At 65.0% G+C, this 23,627-nt stretch carries 25 protein-coding genes; 13 read left to right on the top strand and 12 right to left on the bottom strand.

The genetic code is table 11. The features are described from left to right. Window positions 1–58: 58 nt before the first annotated feature. Window positions 59–730 (bottom strand): TetR/AcrR family transcriptional regulator, encoded by a 672-nt coding sequence (locus H289_RS0128715; RefSeq protein WP_029105887.1) that lies wholly within the window; start codon window positions 728–730, stop codon window positions 59–61. 132 nt (window positions 731–862) lie between these two features. Between H289_RS0128715 and H289_RS0128710 the strand changes: the two genes are divergently transcribed. The 6 genes from H289_RS0128710 (at window position 863) to H289_RS0128685 (ending at window position 7,011) form a co-directional block, all read left to right on the top strand. After that, complete coding sequence (locus H289_RS0128710) at window positions 863–1,234, top strand: DUF732 domain-containing protein (RefSeq protein ID WP_020104315.1); 372 nt, start codon at window positions 863–865, stop codon at window positions 1,232–1,234. Beyond that, window positions 1,231–1,698, top strand: a complete 468-nt coding sequence (locus H289_RS0128705) for a DUF5078 domain-containing protein (RefSeq protein WP_036421759.1) — start codon at window positions 1,231–1,233, stop codon at window positions 1,696–1,698. Before H289_RS0128710 ends, H289_RS0128705 begins: the two co-directional genes overlap by 4 nt. A 241-nt stretch (window positions 1,699–1,939) precedes the next feature. Further along, window positions 1,940–2,365 carry an MmpS family transport accessory protein gene (locus H289_RS0128700; RefSeq protein WP_029105884.1) on the top strand — a complete coding sequence of 142 codons (426 nt, stop codon included), beginning with the start codon at window positions 1,940–1,942 and terminating at the stop codon, window positions 2,363–2,365. Then, the gene (locus tag H289_RS0128695) at window positions 2,362–5,265 is read left to right on the top strand and encodes an MMPL/RND family transporter (protein ID WP_020104312.1); all 2,904 of its coding nucleotides are present in this window, start codon (window positions 2,362–2,364) and stop codon (window positions 5,263–5,265) included. Before H289_RS0128700 ends, H289_RS0128695 begins: the two co-directional genes overlap by 4 nt. 217 nt (window positions 5,266–5,482) lie before the next feature. After that, window positions 5,483–6,214, top strand: coding sequence for a cutinase family protein (locus H289_RS0128690; RefSeq protein WP_020104311.1), 732 nt, complete (start codon window positions 5,483–5,485; stop codon window positions 6,212–6,214). 125 nt (window positions 6,215–6,339) lie between these two features. Then, entirely contained in the window at window positions 6,340–7,011 is a 672-nt protein-coding gene (locus H289_RS0128685; protein WP_020104310.1) for an HAD family hydrolase, read from the top strand. Between the two features lie 33 nt (window positions 7,012–7,044). On the opposite strand, the gene H289_RS0128680 is transcribed toward H289_RS0128685, so the two are convergent. After that, window positions 7,045–8,202, bottom strand: a complete 1,158-nt coding sequence (locus H289_RS0128680; protein WP_020104309.1) for a T6SS phospholipase effector Tle1-like catalytic domain-containing protein — start codon at window positions 8,200–8,202, stop codon at window positions 7,045–7,047. A 53-nt stretch (window positions 8,203–8,255) separates the two neighbouring features. On the opposite strand from H289_RS0128680, the gene H289_RS33830 reads away from it, so the two are divergent. Both H289_RS33830 and H289_RS0128675 read left to right on the top strand, forming a co-directional pair. Continuing rightward, complete coding sequence (locus H289_RS33830) at window positions 8,256–8,552, top strand: hypothetical protein (protein WP_231388149.1); 297 nt, start codon at window positions 8,256–8,258, stop codon at window positions 8,550–8,552. Window positions 8,553–8,793: 241 nt separating this feature from the next. Next, window positions 8,794–9,657 carry a hypothetical protein gene (locus tag H289_RS0128675; protein WP_138158495.1) on the top strand — a complete coding sequence of 288 codons (864 nt, stop codon included), beginning with the start codon at window positions 8,794–8,796 and terminating at the stop codon, window positions 9,655–9,657. An 89-nt stretch (window positions 9,658–9,746) separates the two neighbouring features. Here H289_RS0128675 and H289_RS0128670 read toward each other — a convergent pair whose 3' ends face one another. After that, on the bottom strand, window positions 9,747–10,235 hold the full coding sequence (locus tag H289_RS0128670; RefSeq protein ID WP_020104307.1) for a MarR family winged helix-turn-helix transcriptional regulator: 489 nt from the start codon (window positions 10,233–10,235) through the stop codon (window positions 9,747–9,749). A gap of 220 nt (window positions 10,236–10,455) precedes the next feature. Here H289_RS0128670 and H289_RS0128665 point away from each other — a divergent pair, with 220 nt between their 5' ends. Beyond that, a complete protein-coding gene (locus H289_RS0128665; protein WP_020104306.1) occupies window positions 10,456–10,872 on the top strand; it encodes a DUF5313 domain-containing protein in 417 nt (138 codons plus the stop codon). A 20-nt stretch (window positions 10,873–10,892) separates the two neighbouring features. On the opposite strand, the gene H289_RS0128660 is transcribed toward H289_RS0128665, so the two are convergent. Beyond that, window positions 10,893–11,453 carry a TetR/AcrR family transcriptional regulator gene (locus tag H289_RS0128660; protein WP_020104305.1) on the bottom strand — a complete coding sequence of 187 codons (561 nt, stop codon included), beginning with the start codon at window positions 11,451–11,453 and terminating at the stop codon, window positions 10,893–10,895. A gap of 92 nt (window positions 11,454–11,545) precedes the next feature. On the opposite strand from H289_RS0128660, the gene H289_RS0128655 reads away from it, so the two are divergent. After that, window positions 11,546–12,007: a nuclear transport factor 2 family protein gene (locus H289_RS0128655; protein WP_020104304.1), complete on the top strand. Its 462-nt coding sequence runs from the start codon at window positions 11,546–11,548 to the stop codon at window positions 12,005–12,007. Window positions 12,008–12,127: 120 nt separating this feature from the next. Here H289_RS0128655 and H289_RS0128650 read toward each other — a convergent pair whose 3' ends face one another. The 6 genes from H289_RS0128650 to H289_RS0128625 are packed head-to-tail and all read right to left on the bottom strand — an operon-like array spanning window position 12,128 to window position 18,711. After that, on the bottom strand, window positions 12,128–13,216 hold the full coding sequence (locus tag H289_RS0128650; protein WP_020104303.1) for an NADH:flavin oxidoreductase/NADH oxidase: 1,089 nt from the start codon (window positions 13,214–13,216) through the stop codon (window positions 12,128–12,130). Further along, window positions 13,216–14,184, bottom strand: a complete 969-nt coding sequence (locus H289_RS0128645) for an amidohydrolase family protein (RefSeq protein WP_020104302.1) — start codon at window positions 14,182–14,184, stop codon at window positions 13,216–13,218. Before H289_RS0128645 ends, H289_RS0128650 begins: the two co-directional genes overlap by 1 nt. Then, entirely contained in the window at window positions 14,181–14,618 is a 438-nt protein-coding gene (locus H289_RS0128640) for a cupin domain-containing protein (RefSeq protein WP_020104301.1), read from the bottom strand. The genes H289_RS0128645 and H289_RS0128640 overlap by 4 nt, the downstream gene beginning before the upstream one ends. 28 nt (window positions 14,619–14,646) lie before the next feature. Then, entirely contained in the window at window positions 14,647–15,837 is a 1,191-nt protein-coding gene (locus H289_RS0128635; protein ID WP_020104300.1) for an FAD binding domain-containing protein, read from the bottom strand. Further along, a complete protein-coding gene (locus H289_RS0128630; protein ID WP_020104299.1) occupies window positions 15,834–17,189 on the bottom strand; it encodes an MFS transporter in 1,356 nt (451 codons plus the stop codon). Before H289_RS0128630 ends, H289_RS0128635 begins: the two co-directional genes overlap by 4 nt. Before the next feature lie 28 nt (window positions 17,190–17,217). Next, window positions 17,218–18,711 carry an aldehyde dehydrogenase gene (locus H289_RS0128625; RefSeq protein WP_020104298.1) on the bottom strand — a complete coding sequence of 498 codons (1,494 nt, stop codon included), beginning with the start codon at window positions 18,709–18,711 and terminating at the stop codon, window positions 17,218–17,220. A 106-nt stretch (window positions 18,712–18,817) separates the two neighbouring features. Here H289_RS0128625 and H289_RS0128620 point away from each other — a divergent pair, with 106 nt between their 5' ends. From H289_RS0128620 to H289_RS0128610, 3 genes are all read left to right on the top strand, one after another. After that, entirely contained in the window at window positions 18,818–20,617 is a 1,800-nt protein-coding gene (locus H289_RS0128620; protein WP_020104297.1) for a helix-turn-helix domain-containing protein, read from the top strand. 145 nt (window positions 20,618–20,762) lie between these two features. Beyond that, window positions 20,763–21,089, top strand: coding sequence for a DUF732 domain-containing protein (locus tag H289_RS0128615; protein ID WP_020104296.1), 327 nt, complete (start codon window positions 20,763–20,765; stop codon window positions 21,087–21,089). Between the two features lie 94 nt (window positions 21,090–21,183). Next, a complete protein-coding gene (locus H289_RS0128610; RefSeq protein WP_138158493.1) occupies window positions 21,184–21,867 on the top strand; it encodes a hypothetical protein in 684 nt (227 codons plus the stop codon). A gap of 115 nt (window positions 21,868–21,982) precedes the next feature. Here the strand turns inward: H289_RS0128610 and mbp1 are convergent, their stop codons facing one another. Both mbp1 and H289_RS0128600 read right to left on the bottom strand, forming a co-directional pair. After that, window positions 21,983–22,231, bottom strand: a complete 249-nt coding sequence (mbp1, locus tag H289_RS0128605; RefSeq protein ID WP_020104294.1) for a microaggregate-binding protein 1 — start codon at window positions 22,229–22,231, stop codon at window positions 21,983–21,985. 148 nt (window positions 22,232–22,379) lie between these two features. After that, the gene (locus tag H289_RS0128600) at window positions 22,380–23,606 is read right to left on the bottom strand and encodes an AI-2E family transporter (protein ID WP_020104293.1); all 1,227 of its coding nucleotides are present in this window, start codon (window positions 23,604–23,606) and stop codon (window positions 22,380–22,382) included. Window positions 23,607–23,627: the final 21 nt, after the last annotated feature.

Below are 23,627 nucleotides of genomic sequence, written 5' to 3'. Positions count from 1 at the left end.
ACCAGCCGCCGCATCGGACGAACAAGCACCGCAACGCGTTCCTGTGGCCCGCGGGCCGCTACTCCTTGCTGAAGCAGGACCCCGGCGGTGAGGTGGTCATGGCGATCGCGGCCTGGTCCTCGTCAAGGGCATCGACTGGCAGCGGGTCCTGCCCATCGCGAGCGCGCAGACCGTCGAGGAAGATGGCCACGTACCGCCGCCACAGGTCGGCGTCGACGTGCCCCGCGAATTCACTGACGGTGCCCGCCAGGAGACCCAGGATCGGCATGTCGCTGTCGGAGATGCCAGGCCGCAGATGGCCGTCTTTCTGGGCCCGCGCAACAAGTTTCGCGATCTTCGGGACCAGACGGGTACGTGCCGCGTCCACCCGATTGCCGCAACCGTTCTGGCTGTAGAGGATTTCTCGCAGGCCCCGATCGGTGGCCGTCTGCTGGCACATCTGCTCCACGAACCAGGAGAAGCCCTGCCAGGAGTCGTCGAACTCCAATGCCGTATCGGCCACCGCGGCGATCTCGTCGATCGCGTCCTCGAAGATGGCCTCGATCAGCTCGTCCTTGGTGGAGAACCGGCGATACACCGTGCCGACGCCGATCCCGCCGTGGTGCGCCACCTCGTTGAGTGTCGCGCTCAGGCCTTGTGTCGCGAACAGGTCGCGGGCCGCGTCGATCACGCGCTGACGATTGCGCACGGCATCCTTGCGCAACGGTCGATCTGTGGTCGGGCGGGTCATCACCCCCGCAGTGTAATCCGGGACACCATTCCAGTAAGTGGATTGACGCCATCCACTTAGCGGCATAGTTTCATGCCGGACGCTGCGACCGGCACACGATCGCGGTGATTCGCGATCGGGAGGGCGCGCTGCATGACACGACACCACCGGGCCGTACCTGCGTTGGCCGCCGCCGCAGTCGGAATCGTCGTGGCGGTGTCCGGTTCCGGACCTGCGCATGCCGATCCCGATACCGACTTCGCGAACCAGTTGCACACCTACGGCATCTACGGCCCGAAGGACTACAACGCCTGGCTGGGGAAGATCGCATGCCAGCGGCTGAGTAACAACGTCGACCACGACGCCTATCAGTCGGCCAAGTTCGTCGCCGCCAACCTGTCACGGCAGAACGCCACTCAGCAGAACTGGCAATTCCTCAGTGCCGCAATAGATTTCTACTGCCCCGACAAACGGTCAGTGCTGGAAGACGCCGCGCAGCAGTCGCAGACGGGAGCTCGCGCATGACGCTTCGATCGCTCCGTATCGGATTGGCCGCCATGGCGGTCGGCCTGGCGGCGACCTCGGTGCCGCTTGCCGCGCCGGCTGCCGCTGATGCGACCGACGACTACCCGATTCCGCGCCGGATCATCACCACCACCTGCGATGCCGAGCAGTACCTGCAGGCGGTACGCGACACCAGTCCGGTGTACTACCAGCGCTACATGATCGACCGGAACAACCGGCCCGCCGACGTCCAGCAGATGGCGCAGGACCGCATCCACTGGTTCTTCTCGCTCGACCCGGCGGCCCGCCGGCAGTACTCCGAGGACACCGCCACCAACGTCTACTACGAGCAGGTGGCCACGCACTGGGGTAACTGGGCCAAGGTGTTCTTCAACAACAAGGGTGTCGTCGCCAAGGCCACCGACGTGTGCCTGAGCTACCCCGCCGGCAATATGCAGGTCTGGGACTTCGCCTCCAACAGCTGAGTGATTTAGGTCCGAATTTCGCTGCTGACCAAGGGTTTTTCAGCGGAAATCGCATTTGCCCGCGCGGGGCAGGAATGCGGCGGGCCTGCGCCAGGTTGTAACGAAGACGACATTTAAATGGATGGACTCTATCCACTTTTTCCGTTAGGTTACCTAGCTAGATGTCCGGGGGCGCATCAACGGCGGTGTGCCTGCCCATGCCCGACGACCGCGCGGTCGGCAACTTCTGAAGAAGGCAGCGATGACAAGAGTGTTTCGACGGGCATGGCTACCGTTATTGGTGATCGTCGCGGTCGCCGGCGGCGTGGTGATCGTGTCGAATGTGCGACAGGTGTTCGGGTCGAATCCCGTCGTGATCACCGAGAAGAGCTCGGACAACGCCGAGGACTTCAACCCCAAGTTCGTCAAGTACGAGATCTACGGCACGGGTAGCACGGCCACCATCAACTACATGGACCTCGAAGGCAAGCCGCAGCGCGCCGCGGGGGTGTCTTTGCCGTGGACGTTGACGCTGTCGACCACCTTGCCTTCTGTGCAGCCCAACATCCTGGCCCAGGGCGACGGCAACAGCATCAGCTGCCGGGTCAGTGTCGATGACGTGGTCAAAGAAGAGAGGACCGCCACCGGTATGAACGCCGAAACCTTCTGCTTTGTGAAGGCCGCATGAGCGCGCCGGCCGACGAGGCCCAGACCGACGCCATCCCGGTGGTGGAGAACAAGGGGCACAAGGGGATACCGCGGTTCCTCCGCCGGTTCGCGGTGCTCATCATCCTGGCGTGGATCGGGGTCATCGCCGCGCTGAACACCGTCGTCCCGCAGCTCGAGGAAGTCGGCAAGCTGCGCGCGGTATCCATGAGCCCGAATGACGCACCCTCGATGATCGCCACCAAGAGTGTCGGCAAGGTGTTCGACGAGTACACCACCAGCAGTTCGGTGATGATCGTCCTCGAAGGTGATCGCCCGCTGGGGGCCGACGCGCACGCGTTCTACGACAAGATGGTCAGCGATCTGCGCGCCGACACCACCCACGTACAGCACGTCCAGGACTTCTGGGGCGACACGCTGACCGCCAAGGGTGCGCAGAGCCGCGACGGCAAGGCCGCCTACGTTCAGGTCTACATCGCCGGTGACCAGGGTGAGACGCTGGCCAACGAGTCGGTCGCCGCGGTGCGCCACATCGCGACCGAAAGCCCTGCTCCGCCAGGGGTGAAGGCCTATGTGACCGGTCCCGCGGCGACCAGCACCGATCAGAACGTCGTCGGTGACAAGAGCATGGAACTGATCGAACTGGTGACCTTCGGCGTCATCGCGGTCATGCTGCTCTTGGTCTACCGATCCGTCATCGCGACCTTGCTGGTGCTGGTGATGGTGGTGCTCGAACTCTCCGGGGCGCGCGGTCTGGTGGCATTCCTGGGCTACCACAACGTTTTCGGGCTGACCACCTTCGCCACCAACCTGCTGGTGACGCTGGCGATCGCCGCGGCGACGGATTACGTCATCTTCCTGATCGGGCGTTATCAGGAAGCGCGACGGGCCGGCGAGGACCGAGAGTCGGCCTACTACACAATGTTTCACGGCACCGCGCACGTGGTGCTGGCCTCGGGCCTGACCATTGCCGGCGCCACGTTGTGCCTGCACTTCACCCGGTTGCCGTACTTCCAAACCATGGGCTTCCCGCTGGCCATCGGCATGGTGATGGTGGTCGCGATGGCGCTGACCCTGGGGCCCGCGGTGATCTCGGTCGCAACCCGCTTCCGCCGGGTGCTCGAGCCCCGAATGAACACGAGAACCGCCGGCTGGCATCGGGTCGGTACCGCGACGGTGCGCTGGCCGGGCGCCATTCTGGTCGGCGCCGTGGTGGCGGCACTGGTCGGCCTGATCGCGCTGCCGGGCTATCACACCATCTACGACGACCGGATCTACCTGCCGAAGGACATCCCCGCCAACGTCGGCTATGACGCTGCGTTCCGGCACTTTTCGCAGGCCAAGATGAACCCGGATCTGATGATGGTCGAGTCCGATCACGACATGCGGAACCCGGCGGACTTCCTGGTGATCGACAAGATCGCCAAGGCGCTCAAGAACGTGCACGGAATTGCCCAGGTGCAGACCATCACCCGACCTGACGGTGACCCGATCAAGCACTCGACGATCCCGTACACCGTCGGACAGAGCGGCTCCACGCAGCTCATGAACAACGATTACACGCAGACCAATCTGAACAATCTGCTCTCTCAGGCCGACGATCTGCAGAACAGTATCGACGCCATGACCGAGATGATGAGCATCCAGAAGGATCTGGCCGCGGTGTCGCAGCGGATGGCCGACAAGATGAAGACCACCTCGGATGACATGGGTGACACTCGAGATCACCTGTCGGACTTCGATGATTTCTTCCGGCCCATGCGCAACTACTTCTACTGGGAGCCGCACTGCTTCGACATCCCGGTGTGCTGGTCCATGAGGTCGGTCTTCGAGAGCATCGACGGCATCAGCCTGATGTCCGATGACTTCCAGGCCATCGTTCCCGACATGCAGCGCATGGCCGACCTCATGCCCAAGATGGTCGCGACGATGCCCAAGCAGATTGCGTCGATGAAGCACCAGAAGCAGGTGCTGCTGAACCAGTACCAGATGCAGAAGGCGCAGCAGGACCAGACCATTGCGATGCAGAAGACCGGCACCGCGATGAGCGAGGCGTTCGACGCGGCCAAGAACGACGATTCGTTCTACCTGCCGCCGGAAGCCTTCGAGACCGCAGATTTCCAGCGCGGCCTCAAGCTGTTCATGTCGCCGGACGGCCATGCGGTGCGGTTCACCATCATTCACCAGGGCAACCCGTTGACGCAGGAGGGCACCTCGCGCATCGAACCGCTCAAGGTCGCCGCGGCCGACGCGATCAAGGGCACGCCCCTCGAGGGCTCCTCGATCTACCTCGGCGGTAGCGCAGCCATGTACAACGACATGCAGATCGGTGCCGATTACGACCTGATGATCGTCGCGGCTGCGGCGCTGATCCTGATCTTCATCATCATGTTGGTCCTGACCCGTGCGGTCGTCGCGTCGGCAGTGATCGTCGGCACCGTGGTACTCAGCCTGGCGTCGGCCTTCGGCCTTTCGGTACTGCTGTGGCAGCACATCGTGGGTATCCCGTTGCACTGGATGGTGCTACCGATGTCGGTCATCGTGCTGCTGGCCGTGGGCGCGGACTACAACCTGCTGCTGGTCTCCCGCATCAAGGAGGAGATCCACGCCGGGCTGAACACCGGCATCATCCGCGCCATGGTGGGCACCGGTTCGGTCGTCACCTCGGCGGGCCTGGTGTTCGCCTTCACCATGATGTCCATGTCGGTGAGCAAGCTGATCATCATCGGCCAGGTCGGTACGACCATCGGTCTGGGTCTGCTGTTCGACACGCTGGTGGTGCGGTCCCTGATGACGCCGTCGATCGCCAGCCTGCTCGGACGCTGGTTCTGGTGGCCGCAGCGCGTGCGTCAGCGTCCGGTGCCGCAGCCCTGGCCGAAGCCGGTCCCGCGCGAATCCGATTCCGACCTGGCGTCCGTCTGAGGCCGGTGCGATGAGCGTCAGGCATGAACGTCAGCCGATCCGATCGGTGAGTTCTGCTTCGAGGCAGCCGATTTCGCTGCGGGGTGCGATCTCGGTCGCGTGGTGTGGATCACTGGGCGGCGGAGGATTCGATTGAGCTGAATGGGGTAGACATGAAAGAGGTGACCGCGGGGGCATCGCTGCTCCTGCTTTGGTGTCGAGTTGGGGGCGCGTCCAAATGAATCGAAATGATCGGTGGCTGATCACTGTCGCCGCAGCGGTATCGGTCACGGCTGGGGGCATCGCTGCCGCCGGCCCCGCCGCTGCGGAGGCCTGTCCTGACGTGCAGGTGGTGTTCGCTCGAGGCACCTTCGAGCCCGCCGGTGTCGGTGGCGTCGGGCAGGCATTCGTGGATGCGCTCCGCGCCAGAACACCGGGAAAGTCGGTGGACGTCTACGCCGTCAATTACCCTGCGTCCCTTGATTTCGCGACCGCCGCCGATGGCGTGATCGACGCGAAGAACAAGGTCATGGCCACCGCGAGTGCTTGCCCGAACACCAAAGTCGTGCTCGGCGGCTACTCCCAGGGCGCGGCGGTCGCCGCGTACATCACCGAGGACAGCGTGCCGCAGGGCTTCACGTTGCCGCCCGGCCTGAGTGGGCCGATGCCGGCGTCGGTGTCCGATCGCGTGGCCGGCGTCGTCCTGTTCGGGAAACCGTCCAGCGGATTCCTGCAGATGATCTACACGGGCGCGCCGCCCATCACCGTCGGCCCGCGCTACGTCGGCAAGACCGACGACGTCTGCATCCCCGAGGATCCGGTGTGCTCACCGACCGGTGGCGATCAGGGTGCCCACGGTGCGTACCAGGCGCGCGGGCTGACCGACCGCGCCGCCGATTACGTGGCAAGCCGGGTCGGGGGCACGGCCAAGCCGGCCCAGCCGACGGCTCAGGCTGCTGGCGTCAACTAGTCCACCGCTGTAATCGCCGCACTACCAAGGTGATTCACGGGCCGGCGGTCATCGGGCAAGGTGCTCGTCAACGCTGATCCTTCGGGTTGGCGTAGAAGGCCCTGATCGGGGGTACTCCCGGCGGTATGGCGGCACACCCAGCAGTCTTGTTCGACGTCGACGGCACGTTGGTGGATACGAATTATCTGCACGTGCATGCGTGGCTGCGCGCGTTCGCCGACGAAGACCTGTCGGTGCCGGCATGGCGCGTGCATCGGTGCATCGGGATGGACGGGACGTCGCTGATCCATGATCTGTGTCCGGATGCGTCCGATGAAACCGGGCAGAGGCTCAAGCAGCTGCACAGTCGCTACTACCGCCAGTCGGCGGGATTGATGCAGCCGTTGCCAGGCGCGCGCGACCTCTTACACGGGGTTGCCGATCTGGGCCTGCAGGTGGTGCTGGCCACGTCGGCGCCGGAGGACGAACTGGAGCTGACGCGCCAGGTCCTGGACTGTGACGACGTGGTGTCGGCGGTAACCATGTCCGGGGACGTGGACACGGCCAAGCCCGAGCCCGACATCATCAAGGTGGCACTCGACAAGGCCGGTGTCGTACCGGCGCAAGCCGTGTTCGTCGGGGATGCCGTCTGGGACGCAGTGGCATGTGCGCGGGCGGGGGTGACGTCGGTCGGTCTCCTGACCGGTGGGGTGGGTGGCGATGAATTGCGTGCCGCCGGCATGGCCGAGGTCTACGAGGATCCTGGCGCGCTACTGGCCGATCTGCGTGACAGCGCCATTGGAGCCCTGCTGGGTTGAGGGCATCGCTTTGTCGGCTGTGCGCGGACTCCGTCAAGCTCGATCGGATGCGTCGCCTCGTGACCGCCACTCTGTGGGCACGTCGATCTTGTCTGTGTGGTGCGGCCCGCCCAGGTACGCCACGAGGTTCTTCGGTTCGTAGTAGTGCGGCTTTGCTTCATGGAGTTCGACCGCGGTCGAGGCGACGGCTTCGCGGTCCCAATCAGTCGCGCCGATCGGACGGATGTATGGCGGGATGAGTCGATAGAAGAGGGTGCGCGAGTTCTCGGGAAGCTGCAGTGGGTCCGGATGTACCGAGGTCCGGCTGGCCAGGGTCGCGGTCGCGTCCGGTTCCGGGGCGTAGGCGCAGTCCCGATACGTGAACGCTTTCGGATCGAAGTAGAGGTCGTACCGCTGGGCGCGCTGGACCATCCACGGCAGCGTGATATCGCTGAGGCCGGGCGGGTCGTAGCCGCCGCCGATGTCGCAGTGCACGCCGGCGAACCACACCTGCTCGACGTGTTGGGATTTTGGTGCGTCCGGTGCCTGCTTCCAGACGGCGGGCCGAAACGGCCCGCGTTTCTCGTCGATGGCGAGCGCTTGGAACGCGGCGTGGACCCTGGTGCTCAACTCCGTGTCGTGGAACTGGAAGCGCCGGTTGAACAGGTTGACCAGGCGCAGCCCGTTCAGCGGGATGCCGAGCGCGCCGACGGTGTCCCAGACCCCGATGAAGTGGATGTCTGGCTCGTGGGAGTACGAACTTCGGAAGAGGGTCGCCTCGATGCTGCGGGGATGGCTGGTGCTGCTGCGCCCGCGATAGAAGCTGTATGCCTCGCCGATCTTGTCGGCGTATTCGCGGCGCAGAATTCCGCAATTGCGTACGAACCCGGCGGTGCTGCGTGCGGTGAACGCGCCGCGGCTGAAGCCGAAGAAGAACAGTGCGTCGCCCGGTTCGTAGTTTTCCACGAGGAAGCGATAGGTGTCGCGGACATCGCGGGCCAACCCGAGGCCGAAGGCTCCGCCGCGGACGCGTTCGTACCGGCTGGTGCCAACGCCGCGATGGTAGAACATGCGCTGCTCGCAGCCCTTCGGGTCACGGGGTGCAATCGCCAATGCGAGTTTGGTGACGTTGGTCGGGCTGGGCGCCCCACGGGAGTGTTGGTCGGGGGTGTTCCAGGTGCCATCGCAGCACACCACCAGTCGTTTGGACATCCCATCGCTCCTTCGTCGGGGATGAGGCCTAGGTTCAGAGGTTGACGGAGAGAATGGTCATCGATTTCGGTGCGTCGCGGGTGCTCGGTTTGCTCTTTCTCGCAACGACGATAGCCATCTGGAGTTCCGATTTTGGTCGATCGCGCAACACGGTTCCCAACTTGTGCGGCGTGCATCGAATCTGCCCGTCGATGCTGCGTCAGGTGCACAACAGCAATCTCAATTGTTGCTTAATCAACAATTTTCACACTGTTTTCAGCGGGTTTTCGGCACAAGCAACGAATTTGATCTTGAATCGAGCGAATATCGCTGACTGGCGGTCAGATAGCTGTTGGAACTGCGGATTATGACTCGGCGTCGGGATCGGTCGTGATCTGGCGCAAAACTCAGAATCGATCCCCGGGACCGCTCTCGACCGTCCGTGTTGTTGCGAAACGATGCCCAATAGGGCAAACAGCATATGGAGTCGTCGATATCAACTTTTTGACGTGAATCATCCACGATCTCGCGATGCCGTCAGCAAATCGACGTAGCATAGCTGTCTAGCTGTGAGTCTCGTGACTACTGCCTGTAAATGGGGTGGGTGAGCAGATGGCCGGTTCGAAGGTCGGAGAGGACCTCGCAAACGCCTATCGTTCGGCGCTACGCGAAGGTCGGGCGAGATTCGGCAATTCAAAGACGGAGTTGGCAATTCTGCGTGCGATCGTCGCCGCGTCGGCGGCGGCAACCGCCCACAGGATCCGGACTGAGATGAATGACGGGGCAGCGGTTGCCCAGCCCTTGACTGACCTAGTCCCTGACTTGCGACAGGGTGACTACGTGGGCGCAACCTTGGACGCGATCAAGGGCACCCTCATCAAGGAGGCCAAGAGTCTTGTCTTGACGGGCGCGCTGACCAAGGGCGCTCTCGCGGTCTGCCTGGCGGTCGTTGCCTTCGTCGTCGGCCGCATCATGCCCGGATTGTTCGCCGCTGGCCAGACCACTGGCGCTGGACTCGTTGCTGGGTTCATCTCACTGCTGAGTCTCGGCGGGGCGGGCATATACATGATCAGTCGCGCCGGCTACGCGATAGGCGAATCCGCGCGCAACGCGTACAACCAAGCGCAGCGCCAAAGTACAAATCGTCCGCCGCCGCGCGGAAAGATCGGGGCAGGTGCCAAAGACGTATTCGATCAGACTGTTCGGCCGACGTTGGTGCGTTCGGTCGACGCGGCTGACGTCGACAGGTTGGTCAACAACCTGCTCTTGCAGGTGCGCGGCGGCGTTGGAGCCATAGCGTGGGGGTCTATCGCGCTGCTCTTCGCGGGCTTGGCGTATTTCGGCTATGGCTTGCTGGAAGGCGGATACAACTACTGGATGTCGACTCAATCTCCCATCCCGACGCACAAATTCACTCCGGCTCGGCAGCCAAGCCCGTACTGCGAGCGACATCCCCTCAACTCACTTTGCCGTTAGCTACCGGTGCGAAAGGCTTGAACGCAGCCGCTTTCGGCGCATCGTGTTGACAACCTTCGAGGCGGGTGCCCCGCGGGCGTTGCCGACCGCTACTCGGAATTCGCCGCCAGCGTGCCCGCGGCAACGGCGGCGGCGTTGATTCGGGTCAGTACTTCGTGCAGGCGTTCCAGCTCGTCGAGGTCGACGCCCAGTTGTTCGACCACCGCCGGCGGAATCTTCAGCGCGCGGCGACGCAGCGCGGCGCCTTTCGGTGTCAGCGTGATGTGCGTGGTGCGTTCATCGGTGGCGCTGCGTGTACGGCGAATGAGCTCGAGACTCTCGAGGCGTTTGAGCATCGGTGACACGGTGGCCGAATCCATCTGCAGCAGCGCAGCGATCTGTTTGACGGTCAACGGGTCTTGCTTGGCTTTCGCGTTGTCCCACAACGCCAGCAGGACCAGGTATTGCGGATGCGTCAGCCCCAGCGGTTCGAGCAGCGGCCGGTAGATCGCCAGCACCGCGCGGTTGGTGATGGCCAGTGCGAAGCAGACCTGCCGTTCCAGGGCCAGGGGGTCGACTTCTTCCGAGACAGCGGGCATGTTGCTCAGTCTATTACCAATTAGGGCCCTAACGATTTGTGCCCGTCGTGCCTGGTGATTGCCTTGCGCGGCAGGTGGATCCAACCAGCGTGACGGGACTCACCCCTGTGCTGGTCCGCTGATTGGGGCCTCTTGGAATAGGAAACTAAATGATAGTGTCCTAACTATTAGGGTACGAAGAGCATGGTGCTCGTCGATCTGATCAGTCAAAGGAGTCGTCATGGTCGCCGACAGTCCGACGTTCTGGCAGCGCATCACCTACGCCTACGGGCGTCGCTTACCGGATCACTTGCGGGATTGGGTTCGTCAAGACCTGACCGACGACGGGGCCGTGCGCCGGCACATGATCCGGTACGCCATCCCGCCGATCTTCGTACTGGCGCCGCTGTGGCTGCTGCCGGCGTCGGTGTACGTGCACTCCGAAATGACGCTGCCGATCTACTTCTGGGCCCTCGTGATGGCGTTCGTGCTCAACAAGGTGTGGCGCCGCTACCGTCTGAGCCAGCACGGCCTCGACCCGAACCTGATCGACGAAGTCCTGCGGCAGAAGCAGTCCCAGATGCACGACCGCTACGTCGAGCGCTTCGGTCCGCGACCGGAATCCGCCAAATGGCAGGCGAACAGCCGGCCGTTCTGACCGTCGGTCGGTGGGCGTCGTCATCCCAGAAGGGATTTGCTCGCTTCCCGGGCGCGCTGCGCTGCCTTGGCATCCCCAGTGATGGCGGCGGTCACGATCGCGCCTTCGGCCAATAGGCATAGGGGTTCCGGCGCCGCATCGGTGGCGGCGGTGACCCAGCCGGCAATCTGGTCATGGAACGCCTGTTTGTGGGCGCGTACCTCGGCCAGGACTGCCGGCGAGGTGGCACCCAGCTCGCCGTAGGCGTTGATCCAGGCGCAGCCGCGGAAATCGGGTTCGGCGAACCATTGCCCCAGCCAGTCGAAGACCGCCAGAACCCGTTCTCGTGGATCTGCGTGCTGTTCGACGTAGTCGGCCAGGCTGCCGCGCCAGCGGCGGTCGCGGCGTTGCAGCACGGCGACGACGAGGTCTTCCTTGGTTGCGAAGAGTCCGTAGATGCGCTTCAGCGCGATTCCCGCCGCCGCGCGGATGTCGTCCATGCCCACGGCTTGGATGCCGCGCTCGTAGAAGAGGGCCTCTGCGGCGTCCAGCAGTGCCTCGCGGTCGCGGGACTTCTGTTCGTCGCTGATCGGCGCGGGCATGTGGTTTCTCCTTGACGTCGAGAACGTTCGTTCCCTACGCTAGTCGAGTCGCGTAGAGAACGCACGTTCTCAATAAAGGAGAAGAGCAAAACATGACCGAGCAACGTCCGCCCGTCCCTCCGTTCACGAAAGAAACCGCACTCCAGAAGGTGCAGGCCGCCGAGGACGCCTGGAACACCCGCGACCCGCAGCGCGTCGCCCTCGCATACACGCCCGACTCGGTCTGGCGTAACCGGGACACCTTCGTCACCGGGCGCGAGGACATCGTGCAGTTCCTGACCGCCAAGTGGCAGCGCGAGCACGACTACGCCCTGCGCAAGACGCTGTGGGCGTTCCACGAGAATCGGATCGCCGTCAAATTCCAGTACGAGTGGCATGACGCCGCGGGGCAGTGGTGGCGCAGCTACGGCAATGAGCTCTGGCAGTTCGACGCGGACGGCCTGATGGAACGTCGTGAGGCGAGCATCAACGACGTCCGCATCGACGAGGGTGACCGGCGAATCTTCGGCCCGCGGCCGGAGCGTGATCGCGGAGTGGAACTTCCGCTCCAATAGGTGCGGTGCCATCACCGTCCGTCCGCTCGCTGCACGCGGAGGCAAGAGAAACGCCCCATGCCAGCACCTGGGCGAGATTGGCAGGCAGGGCGGGCAGGTGACGCTGCCCGCCACGGGGACTCATGCGAATGCCCGTGAGTACTGAGGTGGGTGCGGCAGTGTCACCCCGAGATGTTGCGCGGCGTCGCGGACCCAATTCGGATTGCGCAGCAAGGCACGGGCGACGAAGACTGCGTCGGCCTCGCCGCCGGAGGCGATCGCTTCGGCTTGCTCGGCCTCGGTGATCAATCCGACCGCCGCGGTGGGGATAGCAGCCTCGGCGCGAACCCTTTTCGCGAAGGGCACCTGATAACCGGGCACTACCGGGATTCGGGCATCAGGAACCGCGCCGCCGGTGGATACGTCGACCAGGTCGACCCCGGCCTTCTTCAAACCCGCGGCGAGGGCGACGGTGTCCTCGACGGTCCAGCCCGGGCGCGGGTCGTCGGTGTCCCCGGCAAGCCAGTCAGTGGCGGAAACCCGGAAGAACAAGGGCAGATGCTGCGGCCATGCGGCGCGAACCGCTTCGGCGACCTGCAGCGCGAATCGCATTCGGTTGTCGAGCGATCCGCCATAGTCGTCGGTGCGCGTGTTCGACTGTGGCGACAGGAACTGGTGAATCAGATAGCCGTGCGCACCGTGGATTTCGAGGACCCGGAAGCCGGCCGAGGCGGCTCGTCGGGCGGAGTCGGCGAAGCGAGCCACGATTCGTTCGATGTCACCAACGTCGAGTGCGGCGGGAACGGGATGATGTCCGAACGCGATGGCGCTGGGGCCCAGTGTGGTCCAGGATTCGGCGTTCCGACTGGGGTCAGGCCAGGGTCGCCCGGTGGATGCCTTGCGGCCGGCATGCACGATCTGGATGCCCGGTACCGAACCCTGAGCGGTGATGAAGTGGGTCAAGCGCTGAAATGCCGGGATTTGCCGGTCATTCCACAATCCAAGGTCGTAGACGCTGCTGCGGCCGACGGGGTCAACGGCCGTGGCCTCGACCATCGCCAGGGCGACGCCGCCGACAGCTCGCGAACCGAAGTGCTGTAGATGCCAGTCGGTCGGGGTACCCGCCTCCGGCCCGTCGACGACGCCGGAGAACTGCATCATCGGTGACATCCAGGCTCGGTGAGCGAAGGTGACATCGCGAAGGGTGAGCGGTGTGAACAGAGTCGACATCAATTCACTCCCAAGAAGGTTCGAGCCGCACGGATCAGTGCGTCCTCATCGGGTCCGTATTTGACCGCGAACCGAACCGGGTCCGATTCGGCCATGTCGAAGGGGTAGTCGCTGCCGCAGACGACTTTGTCCCTCCCTGCGACCTTGCCGAGCAGTTCGAGCTGCGGGGAGTCATGGGTGACGGTGTCGAAATACAGATCGGCAACGACGTCGGACGGCAATCGGCTGCCTCCGCCGCGGACATCGGCGCGTGCGCGCCAGCCGTGGTCCCACCTGCCGAGCAGGCCCGGTGCGCAGCCACCTCCGTGCAGGAAGCAGATCCGTAACGCGGGCAGTTCGTCTTTGAGACCGCTCAGCACGAGATTGGCGACCGCCGTGGCGGTTTCGACGGGGTTGCCGATGAGGTTGGCCAGGTAGAAGTCGGTCCACTCCGGCCGGGCGATCTGCATCGGGTGGACCAGCACGGCGAGATCGAGCCGCGAGGCCTCGGAGATGATGTGCCGCAACGCTCCCCGGTTCAGTGAGTCGCCGTCTACCACCGGCGGTATCGCGACGCCTACGATGCCCGCCGTGTCACGCAGCGCGGTCAATTGCACGGTGATGTCCGCCGGCTCGCCCAGGGCCACGATGCCCAGGCCGAGTAACCGTCCTTCCGACCTCTTGACGACGTCGGCCAGCGCGGTGTTGAAGGCGCCGGCGTACTCGGCGCCCGCCCCGGTGAGCGGAAAGGCGAACGGTGGTGCGGAGAGTACGCGCACTGCGATGCCGGCGCGGTCCATGTCGTCGGTGATCGCGGCCGCGTCGCTCATGGCATCGGTCGCGATCGACAGCGGGAGGTCGCCGAGATACAGCTGGCCGTCGCGGTCGTTCATCGCACCGTAAGGGGCGCCGGGTGGCAGCGCGAACAGTGCGCGGGGCAGCCAGTGGGCGTGGACGTCGATGACGCCGTCGGGAATTCGCGGGCTCATCGGGTGATGTCCAATGCATCGTTGTCACCGTCGAGGTGCTCGACGGTGGTGAAGACCAGCTCGGTTTCGCCGATGTTCTCGATGTCGTGCAGCAGGAATTCGCCTGGCCCGAAATGGAAGTGGCGGGTCTCACCGGCCTGATACGAGACTTCGCGGACGGTGCCGTCGTGGGTGTGTTGGCGACTGCTGCCCGCGTTGATCGCCGTCCAGAAGTAGTCCAGCACATGCCGGTGCGCGTGCCAGCGCTCACCCGGCGCCAGCCTGATCTCCCACACCCGAACGCGGGAGTCCTCGCTCAGCAAGCGGGATCCGACGTTTCCGTCGAAGGCGTGCTCGGCGAACTCGGTCTTGAGCCATCCCGGCCAGCTCTCGAAGTCGGTGGCCACCAACTCGCCGGCGAGCGGTAGGTCGGTCAGATAGTTGTTGTCGGTCATCATCGAATTCCTTTCGTAGTGAATGGCTTTAGCGTCCGGGGCCGTAGAGGCCGAATCGCAGATCTGGGTCGCCCGGTGTCCAGCTGTTCCGGAACTGCGAGCGTTCACCCATGTCCACCACACGGCGCAGCAAGCTGTCGCTCAGCTGCAGCTGCGCCGGTTCCCATTTCGCCAGGGCCGACACGATGTCTCCGGCCGAGGTGGCCAGCGCCTCGGACAGTGCCCAGGCGTCCGCGGCGGCTTTGGCGGTTCCGGCGGCCGCGTGCGGGCGGGAGGCGCACGCAGCGTCGCCGATCAACGCTGCCCGGCCGACAGCCATCCGCTTGGACCGCACGTCGGACAACACCTGTAGGTAGGGCTGGGGGGTCTTGACGACCACTTCGGCCACAGCCGGCGCCAGCTGTGCCGCTGCCGCCGTGCGCAGTTCGTCGACGAAGCGATCCTGCACCTGGCCGGGATGCACCGACACCGATCCGGCGAATCCTCTTTTGTCGATGAGCAATTCGCTGAGTTCGGGGCCCGCAGGCACATTGCGGTACCAGACGTAGTTCATCAACCGGTCGGCCTCGTCGAGGCTGTGTTCACCCGGAATCGGATACATGGTGATGTGCGAGTTCGGGATCACGGTGTAGGTGATGGCATCGCCGAGCACATCACGGGTGGAGGCGGTGAGTTCGGACAGCGGGACGGTTCCGCGCCAGCCCACGTAGCCGGAGTAGACGAGTGCCGCATCGGGATCGAAACGCTCGCGTGCCGGTGAGGTGATGCCGTCTGCGAATACGATCAGGTCGGCACTGGCCATCTTGCCGCTGACGAACCGAACGGTGGCGGTGTGCTCGTCTTGGCTGAAACCACAGGCGAATTCGCCGTAGTGGTAGTGCTCGGTACCGAAGTCGGCGAGCAGTGCCCGGTAGAAAGTGCCCCACGAGGTGTAGGTCCAGCGGGCGGGCTCCCGGTGCACGGTGGAGCCGCTGGGGTCCAGGTACTGCACGTAGGAGGTGGCGGTGTGCAGGTCGGCCATGTGCTGCCCGCTGCGTTCGGTAAACCAGCGCACGGTGTCCGGTTGCAGGACGATGCCGCTACCGCGCCCGTCGAGGGGAGTGGGCGTACGTTCGTAGACGTCGACGTGAAAGCCCAAGTCGCGCAGCAATAGTGCGGCGGTCAGACCGCCGATGGATCCGCCGACGACGATCGCCGTGGCAGTGGAGTATTCGGTCATGATGCGCTCTTTTCGCTCAGCCGGACGGTGTGGGTGGCGGGGTGGTCGACGGGCATGGGTACGCCGCGGGTCTCGCGGGCGAAGGCCAGACCGATCACGGCGATGAGGCCGACTGCTGACACGGAGGCGGTGGCGATGCCGAGGTTCCCGTCGAACCACGACGAGGCGATCACCCCGGCGGTGAGGGGCCCGAGGGCCGTGACGTAACGCCCGACGCTGTTGCACACGGCCAGCGCAGTGGCGCGCACGCTGGGCGGGAACAGCTCCGGACCGTAGATGAAGGTGCCCGACAGTGCGCCGAACAACCCGAACCCCAGCAGTGGCATCGCGATGAGCAGCTCGGTGTGACTGTGGTCGAACGGAAACGTCCACGCGATGGTGGCGGCCGAGACCGTGAAGCTGATCGCGAAGGCGTTCTTGCGTCCGATCGCGTCGGCGACGAAACCCCATGCGGCGTAGCCGACTATGCCGCCGGCGTTGAACAGCATCGCTGCCACGGCGACCCGGTGGTCGGCCACGTCAGGACTGAGGCCCTCAGCCTTGGTCGCCTGCCGGATGATCTGCGGGTACCAGGTCGACACGCTCCAGAAGGCGATCAGCGCTCCGGTGGCCAGTGCGGTGCAGACCAGCATGGGGTGCAGCAGTGGCGGGCTGAACAGGCGTCGCAGTACGAATTGATCGTGGGCATGATTGTGGCCCAGTGCTTTCCGCTCTTTGCGTGCCTGCAAATGTGCGCCGATCTCGGGTGGCTCGGGTACGTAGCGGCGGATGAACCACACCACCAGGGCCGGAATACCGGCGAGCAGCATCATGGCGCGCCATCCGCGGTCGCCCATCAGTGCATAGGCGGCTGCCGCCATGAAGAACCCACCAGCGTATCCCGCCATCATCACTCCACCGGCGCGGGCGCGGAATCGGTTGCGCCAGGTCTCCGCGATCAGGGCGGCGCCCACCGGTGCTTCGACGCCCGATCCGAGGCCCGCGATGAACCGCAGAATGCCGAGCTGCCACCAGGTGTCGGCGAAGAAGGCGAGGGCGCTGAACGCCGCGTAGGTGAGGATGCCAGCAGACAACACCCGGGTGCGGCCGAAATAGTCAGCGAGTATGCCGAAAAGGATCCCGCCGGTTGCCCATCCGATGAGGAAGAGTGCGACTGTCATGCCACCGTAGAAACCGATGGTCGCGGAGGTGGTGTCGATGCCGCTGTTCGGGAGCAGCTCGTTCATGGCGGGTCCGAGTACCAGGACGTAGAGGCTGCCGGCGAAGCCATCGAGGCCCCAGCCCAGCGTGGTGCCCGCCAGGACCAACCATTGTGTTCGGGTGATGTCGTGATGCCAGCGTGCTGCGGACATGGTGTGCCTTTCGAGCTGTCGGAAATGGTCAGTTGAGGCGGCTCTGTGGTTGTCCGCCGTACCAGTCGACGTGGTCGGCGGCGGTACGCACCACGATCGTCTTGACCCAGGAGAAGTCGTCGAAAGACTCTGTGCCGGCATCTTTTCCGGAACCGGATTCTTTGATGCCGCCCCAGGGCAGCGAGGGTTCGAGGCGGTGGTGGTCGTTGACCCAGACCATGCCCGCGTTGATGTTGGCCGCTACGCGGTGGGCGCGGCTCACATCGGTGGTCCAGACCCCGGCGCCCAGCCCGTACGGGTTGTCGTTGGCCATCTGCACGCCGTCGTGCTCGCTGTCGAACGGTATGACCACGGCGACCGGCCCGAAGATTTCTTCACGGGCTACCGTCATGTTCATGGTGGCGTCGGACAACACGGTGGGTTCGAGGTAGAAGCCGCCGTCGAAAGGGCTTGGCAGCGAAGGTATCTGGCCACCGGCCTTGAGGGTCGCGCCTTCGTCCAGACCGGTCTGGACAAGTGCCGTTACCTTGTCGCGCTGCCGGGCGCTGATGAGCGGCCCCATCTGGGTGTCCGGCAGTGCCGGGTCTCCGACGCGAATGGCCCGGGCACGATCGGTGAGCGCAGTGACGAATGCGTCGTAGATGCCACGTTGCACCAGGAATCGCGATCCTGCGACACAGGACTGGCCCGCCGCGACGAACGCGCTGAAGGCCGCGCCGTCGGCGGCGATCTGAGGGTCGACATCGTCGAAGAGCAGCACCGGCGTCTTGCCGCCCAGCTCGGCGGTGATGCGCGCGAACCGGGACGCTGTCGCGACGGCCGCCGACCTGCCGGCCTCGGTGCCTCCGGTGAGAGTGATCTTGGCGATGTCGGGATGGCCGGTGAGGCGCTCGCCGGCCTCGCGTGCGCCCGTGACCACATTGAGGACGCCGTCGGGTAGTTCGGCGGTGGTGACGATCTCGGCGAGGGCGAGCGTCGTCAGCGGTGTCAGCTCAGATGGCTTGACCACCACGGTATTTCCATTGGCGAGCGCAGCCGACAGGCTCCGCGCCAGGATGAGCATCGGATGGTTGAACGGCGTGATGATGCCGCACACGCCCAGCGGAAGCCGCTGCTGGTAGGTGAGGTACGGTCCGTCGCCCGGCAGCACGGCCTGGCGTTGGGCGGCCAGCAGCCCGGCGTTGTACCGGAACCATTCCGGCACGCGAGACAGCTGAGCGCGGGTTTCGGTGATCGGCCGTCCGTTGTTCTGCGCCTCGAGTGTGTAGAGCATTTCACTGGCGGACTCGATCGCGTCGGCGATGCGCAGCAGCAGTTTGGCCCGCTCGCTCCGGACCATGGCCGGCCACGGCCCATCCTCGAACGCCGCACGGGCCTTGGCGACCGCGGCATCGACCTCGCGCGCGCCCTGCTCCGGGACGGTAGCGATCACCGCCCCAGTGGCGGGGCCGAGGATCTGGCGGGTAGGAGTGCGGGCAAAGTCCGTGACCACGGACGTGGGAGCCGGTGAGATCTGGGTCATGCCAATGAGTCTCGTCACAACGCCATGGGCGTTCAATGTCAAGAAAGACATAGTTCTCGGCTGAATATGTGTACGAAGACACACGCTTTTGGGGCACACTGGGCGGATGTCTACGTCGACGGGCCGCGAACGGCCGGGGGCGGAACTGGTCACGTGGCTGGCGGCGCTGCGCACCCTCAGTGCCCTTGCCTGTGCCGAGACGGATCTGGCCGAGGTGCTCTGCCTGGTCGCCGACACCGCACGCACGCTGCTGGGCTTCGACTTCTGCGGCGTACTCATCCCCGGCGACACCCGGGACCAGCTGCTCGTACGGGGCTGGAGCGGATTGTCCGACGAGTACGTCGGGCGGGTGAACTCCGACCGTCCCATCCGGCTGGACAGCACGTCGCCGTCGAGTCGCGCTTTCCATACCGGTGAACCGGTGGCGATCCGCGATGTGCGAATCGAACCCCAATTCGCCCTATGGGCGGGCGTGGCACAGGAGCAGGGCTACCGGGCGATCATTGCCGTACCGCTCATCGCCGGTGCCGAGGTGCTGGGGACGCTCAACGGCTACTACGCCTCGGTGCACACCTTCACCCGCTACGAGGTCGAGCGGCTGACCTTGCTCGCCAACCATGCCGCGATCGCGGTGACTTCGGCGCGCCGGCTCGATGAATTGCGCACCCTGACCAATTCGCTGCGCGAGCAACGCGATGCGCTCGCGCGTTCGGAACAGATTCACGAGCGCCTGCTCGCAGTGACCTTGCGCTCAGGAGGCATCGCTGGGATCGCCGCGGCATTGAGCGACCTGATCGGCCGGCCCGTGCTCATCGACGACGCCCGGCAGGCCGAGTTGGCGCGCTCCGGCGCCGGCATCGACTACCCGGCCGCCGCAGTCCGGACCGCGACGGCCGACTCCGAGTCCGCGGCCTCGGCAACGGTCGGCGAGGCTGTCGACAGTCAGGGCGCATCGACCGGCTGGCTCGTCGCGCGGGTGCGTCTGGGTAGCGAGGTCGCGGCACGCATCTGGTTCCCCGGGAGTCCCGATTCGCTTGACCCCCTGCAGATTCGGGCGGTCGAGCACGCATCCATCGTCATCTCGGTGGAATTGCTGCGGGTGCAGACTGCGGCCGAGGTCGAACGACGGGTGCGCGGCGAGCTGCTGACCGATGTGCTGACCGAGAGTGGCCCGCCGTCGGGCCAGATTCGGGAGCGTGCCCAACGCTTGGGTCATGATCTGACCGTCGCTCACGTCGCCGTCGTCGCCACCCTGGCCGGGTCCAGCGAGTCGGCCACCCGCCGGGCCTGGCAACGCGCGCTTTCGGTGGTCACCGAGTTGGCGTCGGGGCATCAGCCGCGGCCCCTGGTGGCGATGCATGGTGGGACGCTGGTCGCGCTATGGCCCGAAACCGGTGCCGGCGATGGGTCTCCAGGTGTCAGCGTCCAGCGAGAGTTGTCCAGGCTCGCGCCGAACATCTCCGCCACGGTCGCGGTGTCGCCTGTCCACGGATCCGATTACGGCGACGCCTACCAGATCGCCAAGAGCGCGCTGGAGATCGCTGTGCGCTCGGGCCGCACCGATTCCGTCGTGACCCTGGAGCAGCTCGGCATCGTCGGATTGCTTCTGCAGCTTGATGATCCAGCCAAATTGACAGCCTTCGCCGACCGGACATTGGCGCCGGTGGTCGACTACGACGCCGGACACCGCACCGACCTTATTGCCACGCTACGAACCCACTTCGCCTGCAAACAGGACCGCACCGCGACAGCAGAAAAGCTGTTGATCCATCCCAATACGGTTGCCCAGCGCCTACGGCGCATCGAGTCGCTGTGTGGCGTGGATCTGGCCGACCCAACTATCGGCCTGCAGTTCTCATCCGCGCTCATCGTGTATGACATTGCGGAACAAGGCCACGGCAGATAGACACTGACCGTGCGCGCAGACTGGGGTGCGAGGGCGGGTCTCGGGTGAAGCCGAGGACATCGGTCCCGAGAACCGGGCTCGGGCTACTAGGCTCAGTCGTGTTGAGATTCCGCGACCCCGCGGAATCAGACGCATTGGGGGAGAGATGTCCGTAAAGATTCGCCTGACCGCCGGCGTGGTCGCCGTAGTCTCCGCGTTGTCCGTCGCCGCCGCTGGACCCGCGTCGGCGTGGCCGATGCCGTTCACGCCCGAACAGCAGCGGTTCATCAACCAGGCCCGCAATGCGGGCTTCCCGGGCGATGACGACGCGATCATGCAGGCCGGGCTGCAGGCGTGTCAGATGGCGTTCAGTGGCCAGTCGCGGCCTGACGTCGTCGGCGCGCTGGCCGGGCAGTACGGCGCCGATGCGGGTCCCACCGGTGCGCTCGCGAAAGCTGCGCACGGCATCTTGTGCACGTCGGCTCCGAACTGACCCGCCGATGACTCAACCACCACCGCAACAAGGCCCATGGGATCCGCCGCCGCACGGACCGTCGGGAGGCCCACCGGGGCAACCGATCCCGCCCGTGCCAGGGCAGCCGGCGTGGCAGCCGCAGCCGGGTTGGCCTACGCCGAATCAACAACCGTGGGCCGGTCAGCCGCAGCCCAACTACGGCGCCCCGAACCCGTTTCCCGGATATCCGCCGCCGCCGCGCAAGTCAGGCGTCAAGCCGTGGATGTGGATCGTGGGCGTAGTGGTGGTGCTGGTCGTCCTCGGCGGCATCGGCAACGCGGTCCGCAAGGGGCTGGGTACCACCACAGTCTTCGGCGCTCACCTGAAGTCGGGGCAGTGCGTCACGACCTCGGACTACGAGAAGTTCAAATTCACCTCGACCAGCTGCGAATCATCAGACGCTGTCTACGAATTGGCGGGCGAGACCTCGAAGGGTCTGTGCCCCGACGGCAAGGCGCCATCGGAGGGTCCGTACTTCTACGCCACCAGCAATCAGGACGATCCCAAGGCCCCGAGCCTGTGTTTTGCGCTGAACCTGCACGAGGGTGACTGCTACGCGCTGGATCTCACCGGCAAGAGCGTCCGGAACATCGAGTGCGCGCAGGCTCCGGCGATCGCGAACTCGCACACGGGCGTGTTCAAGGTGTCCCAGCGCGTCGACGACAGCACCGATGAATCGGCCTGTGCCACTGCGGCGAAGGCGATGGTCTTCACGACCCCGAAGCGGGTGTACTGCCTGAGCAAGCTTGTCGAGTGACGTCGCGGTGCCGTAGGTCGACCATAGCGGGAACCGCGGGGCGGTAGCGGAACATGAACGTGCGCACAGCAATTGGCCCAGCCGGGCGGAACTCCCGGCTGGGCCAATCTGTGAGTCAGCGACGCTGCTGCTCAGCTTCCTGTCGGCGCTCGGCGCCTTCGGCGCCCGCGCGTGCGGCTTCCGCCTCGGCTTCCTTCTTCGCGGCGTCGCGCTGTGCATCGGCCTTGTCCTGCTGGGCCTGACCCTCACGGACCACGTCGTCGCGGCCCGTCACGGTGCCGATGACTTCCTTCGCTTTGCCCTTCACACCTTCCACCACGCCACGCACGGCTTCTTCAGGTCCGGTGTTCTGCTTCTCGCTCATGTCTGCCCTTTCGGTAGTCATGGATGGATTGCGTCAGGAGCGGTATCGCTGTGCCGCGCCCTGCTGAAAGAATTTCCGTTCCGCCCGGCGGTGAAACACCGTGGTGTTGTGACCTGCAGGACATCAGGTTGCCCGTGTGAGAGGTGAATCAGGTGCCATCGAGACGCGGGAACAACACCTCGCGGGCGATCAGCTGCACGGCCGCTGCGACCGGGATGGCCACCAACGCCCCGACGATGCCGAGCAGCGCGCCGCCGATCAGAACCGCCACCACGGTGACCAATGCGGGCACTTTGACGGCATGCCCGATGATACGGGGAACCAGCAGATAGTCCTCGAGCGCTCTGAATACGATGAAAAAGACTGCGGTAGAGAGACATACGGGCAGTGACACTGTTAGCGCCACCGCCGCCACCACCACTCCGGCGATGGTGGAGCCCACGACCGGCACCAGATCGAAAAGTCCGACGAAGATGCCGAGCAGCAGCGGGTAGGGCACATCGAAGGCGGTGAGCCACACCGCGGTGGCCACGGCGGCGATCGCCGATATCGCCACGTTGCCCAGTACGTAGGCGCCGACCTTGGCGAAGACGTCGTCGCCGATGAGGATCGCCCGGGGTCGACGGGTTTGGGGGACAAGCCGATACAACGTTGCGCGGATGCGCGGAAAATCGATCAGGAAGTACACGGTCAGCACGATGACGATGAGCATGTCCGCCAGTGCGGCGAACACCGCGGAACTGGCGGTGACGATCTCGTTGAGTATCGAGCCGCCCGAACCGTTCATCGTGTCGGTGATCCGCTGCTGAATGTGGAAGCGGTCGTTGAGCTTTCCGATCGTGGACGAGTGGCTCTGCGCTTGCTGAATGTAGTGCGGCGCCTGATGGATCAGCTGCGTGGCTTGCTGCGACAGCGGAGGAATGGCCGCTGCCACGAACGCCGCCATCAGCGCGAGAAAGATGACGAAAACCGTTGTGGTGGCCAGCCAGCGCGGCAGATGGTGGTTGACGAACCATGAGACGGCGGGTTCCAACCCCAATGCCAGGAAGAAGGCCACCCCGATCAGCACCAGCACCGACTGCGCGGCGACCAGCAGGTGCATGGCGCCGTACGTCACGGCAACGCCGGCTGCCGCCGTCATCCCGACGAAGAACGGCGAGTGCCGATCGAACCGGCGGCCCAGTTCCCCATGGGGACGGGCGTCGGTTTTCATCTCCGCGGCAACAGCTTCGGCCGCGGCGATCGGTTCCTCATCGGTGCCGTGCGGCTGCCCCACCATTTCGTGGTGCGCCGGCTGGCCGGCTTCACCTGTCTTCTCTACGTGTTTCGCCTCGTCGGGTGGTTCGCGGTTACCGCACGGCCGGGCGCTCGTCACGACAGTGCCCGCGGTGCGCAG

It is taken from the genome of Mycobacterium sp. 360MFTsu5.1 (genome assembly GCF_000383495.1).
In the GTDB taxonomy this organism is placed as follows: Bacteria; Actinomycetota; Actinomycetes; order Mycobacteriales; family Mycobacteriaceae; genus Mycobacterium; species Mycobacterium mucogenicum_B.
The sequence above is the reverse complement of the archived record's forward strand: the minus strand, read 5'-3'. Positions and strand labels throughout refer to the sequence as shown.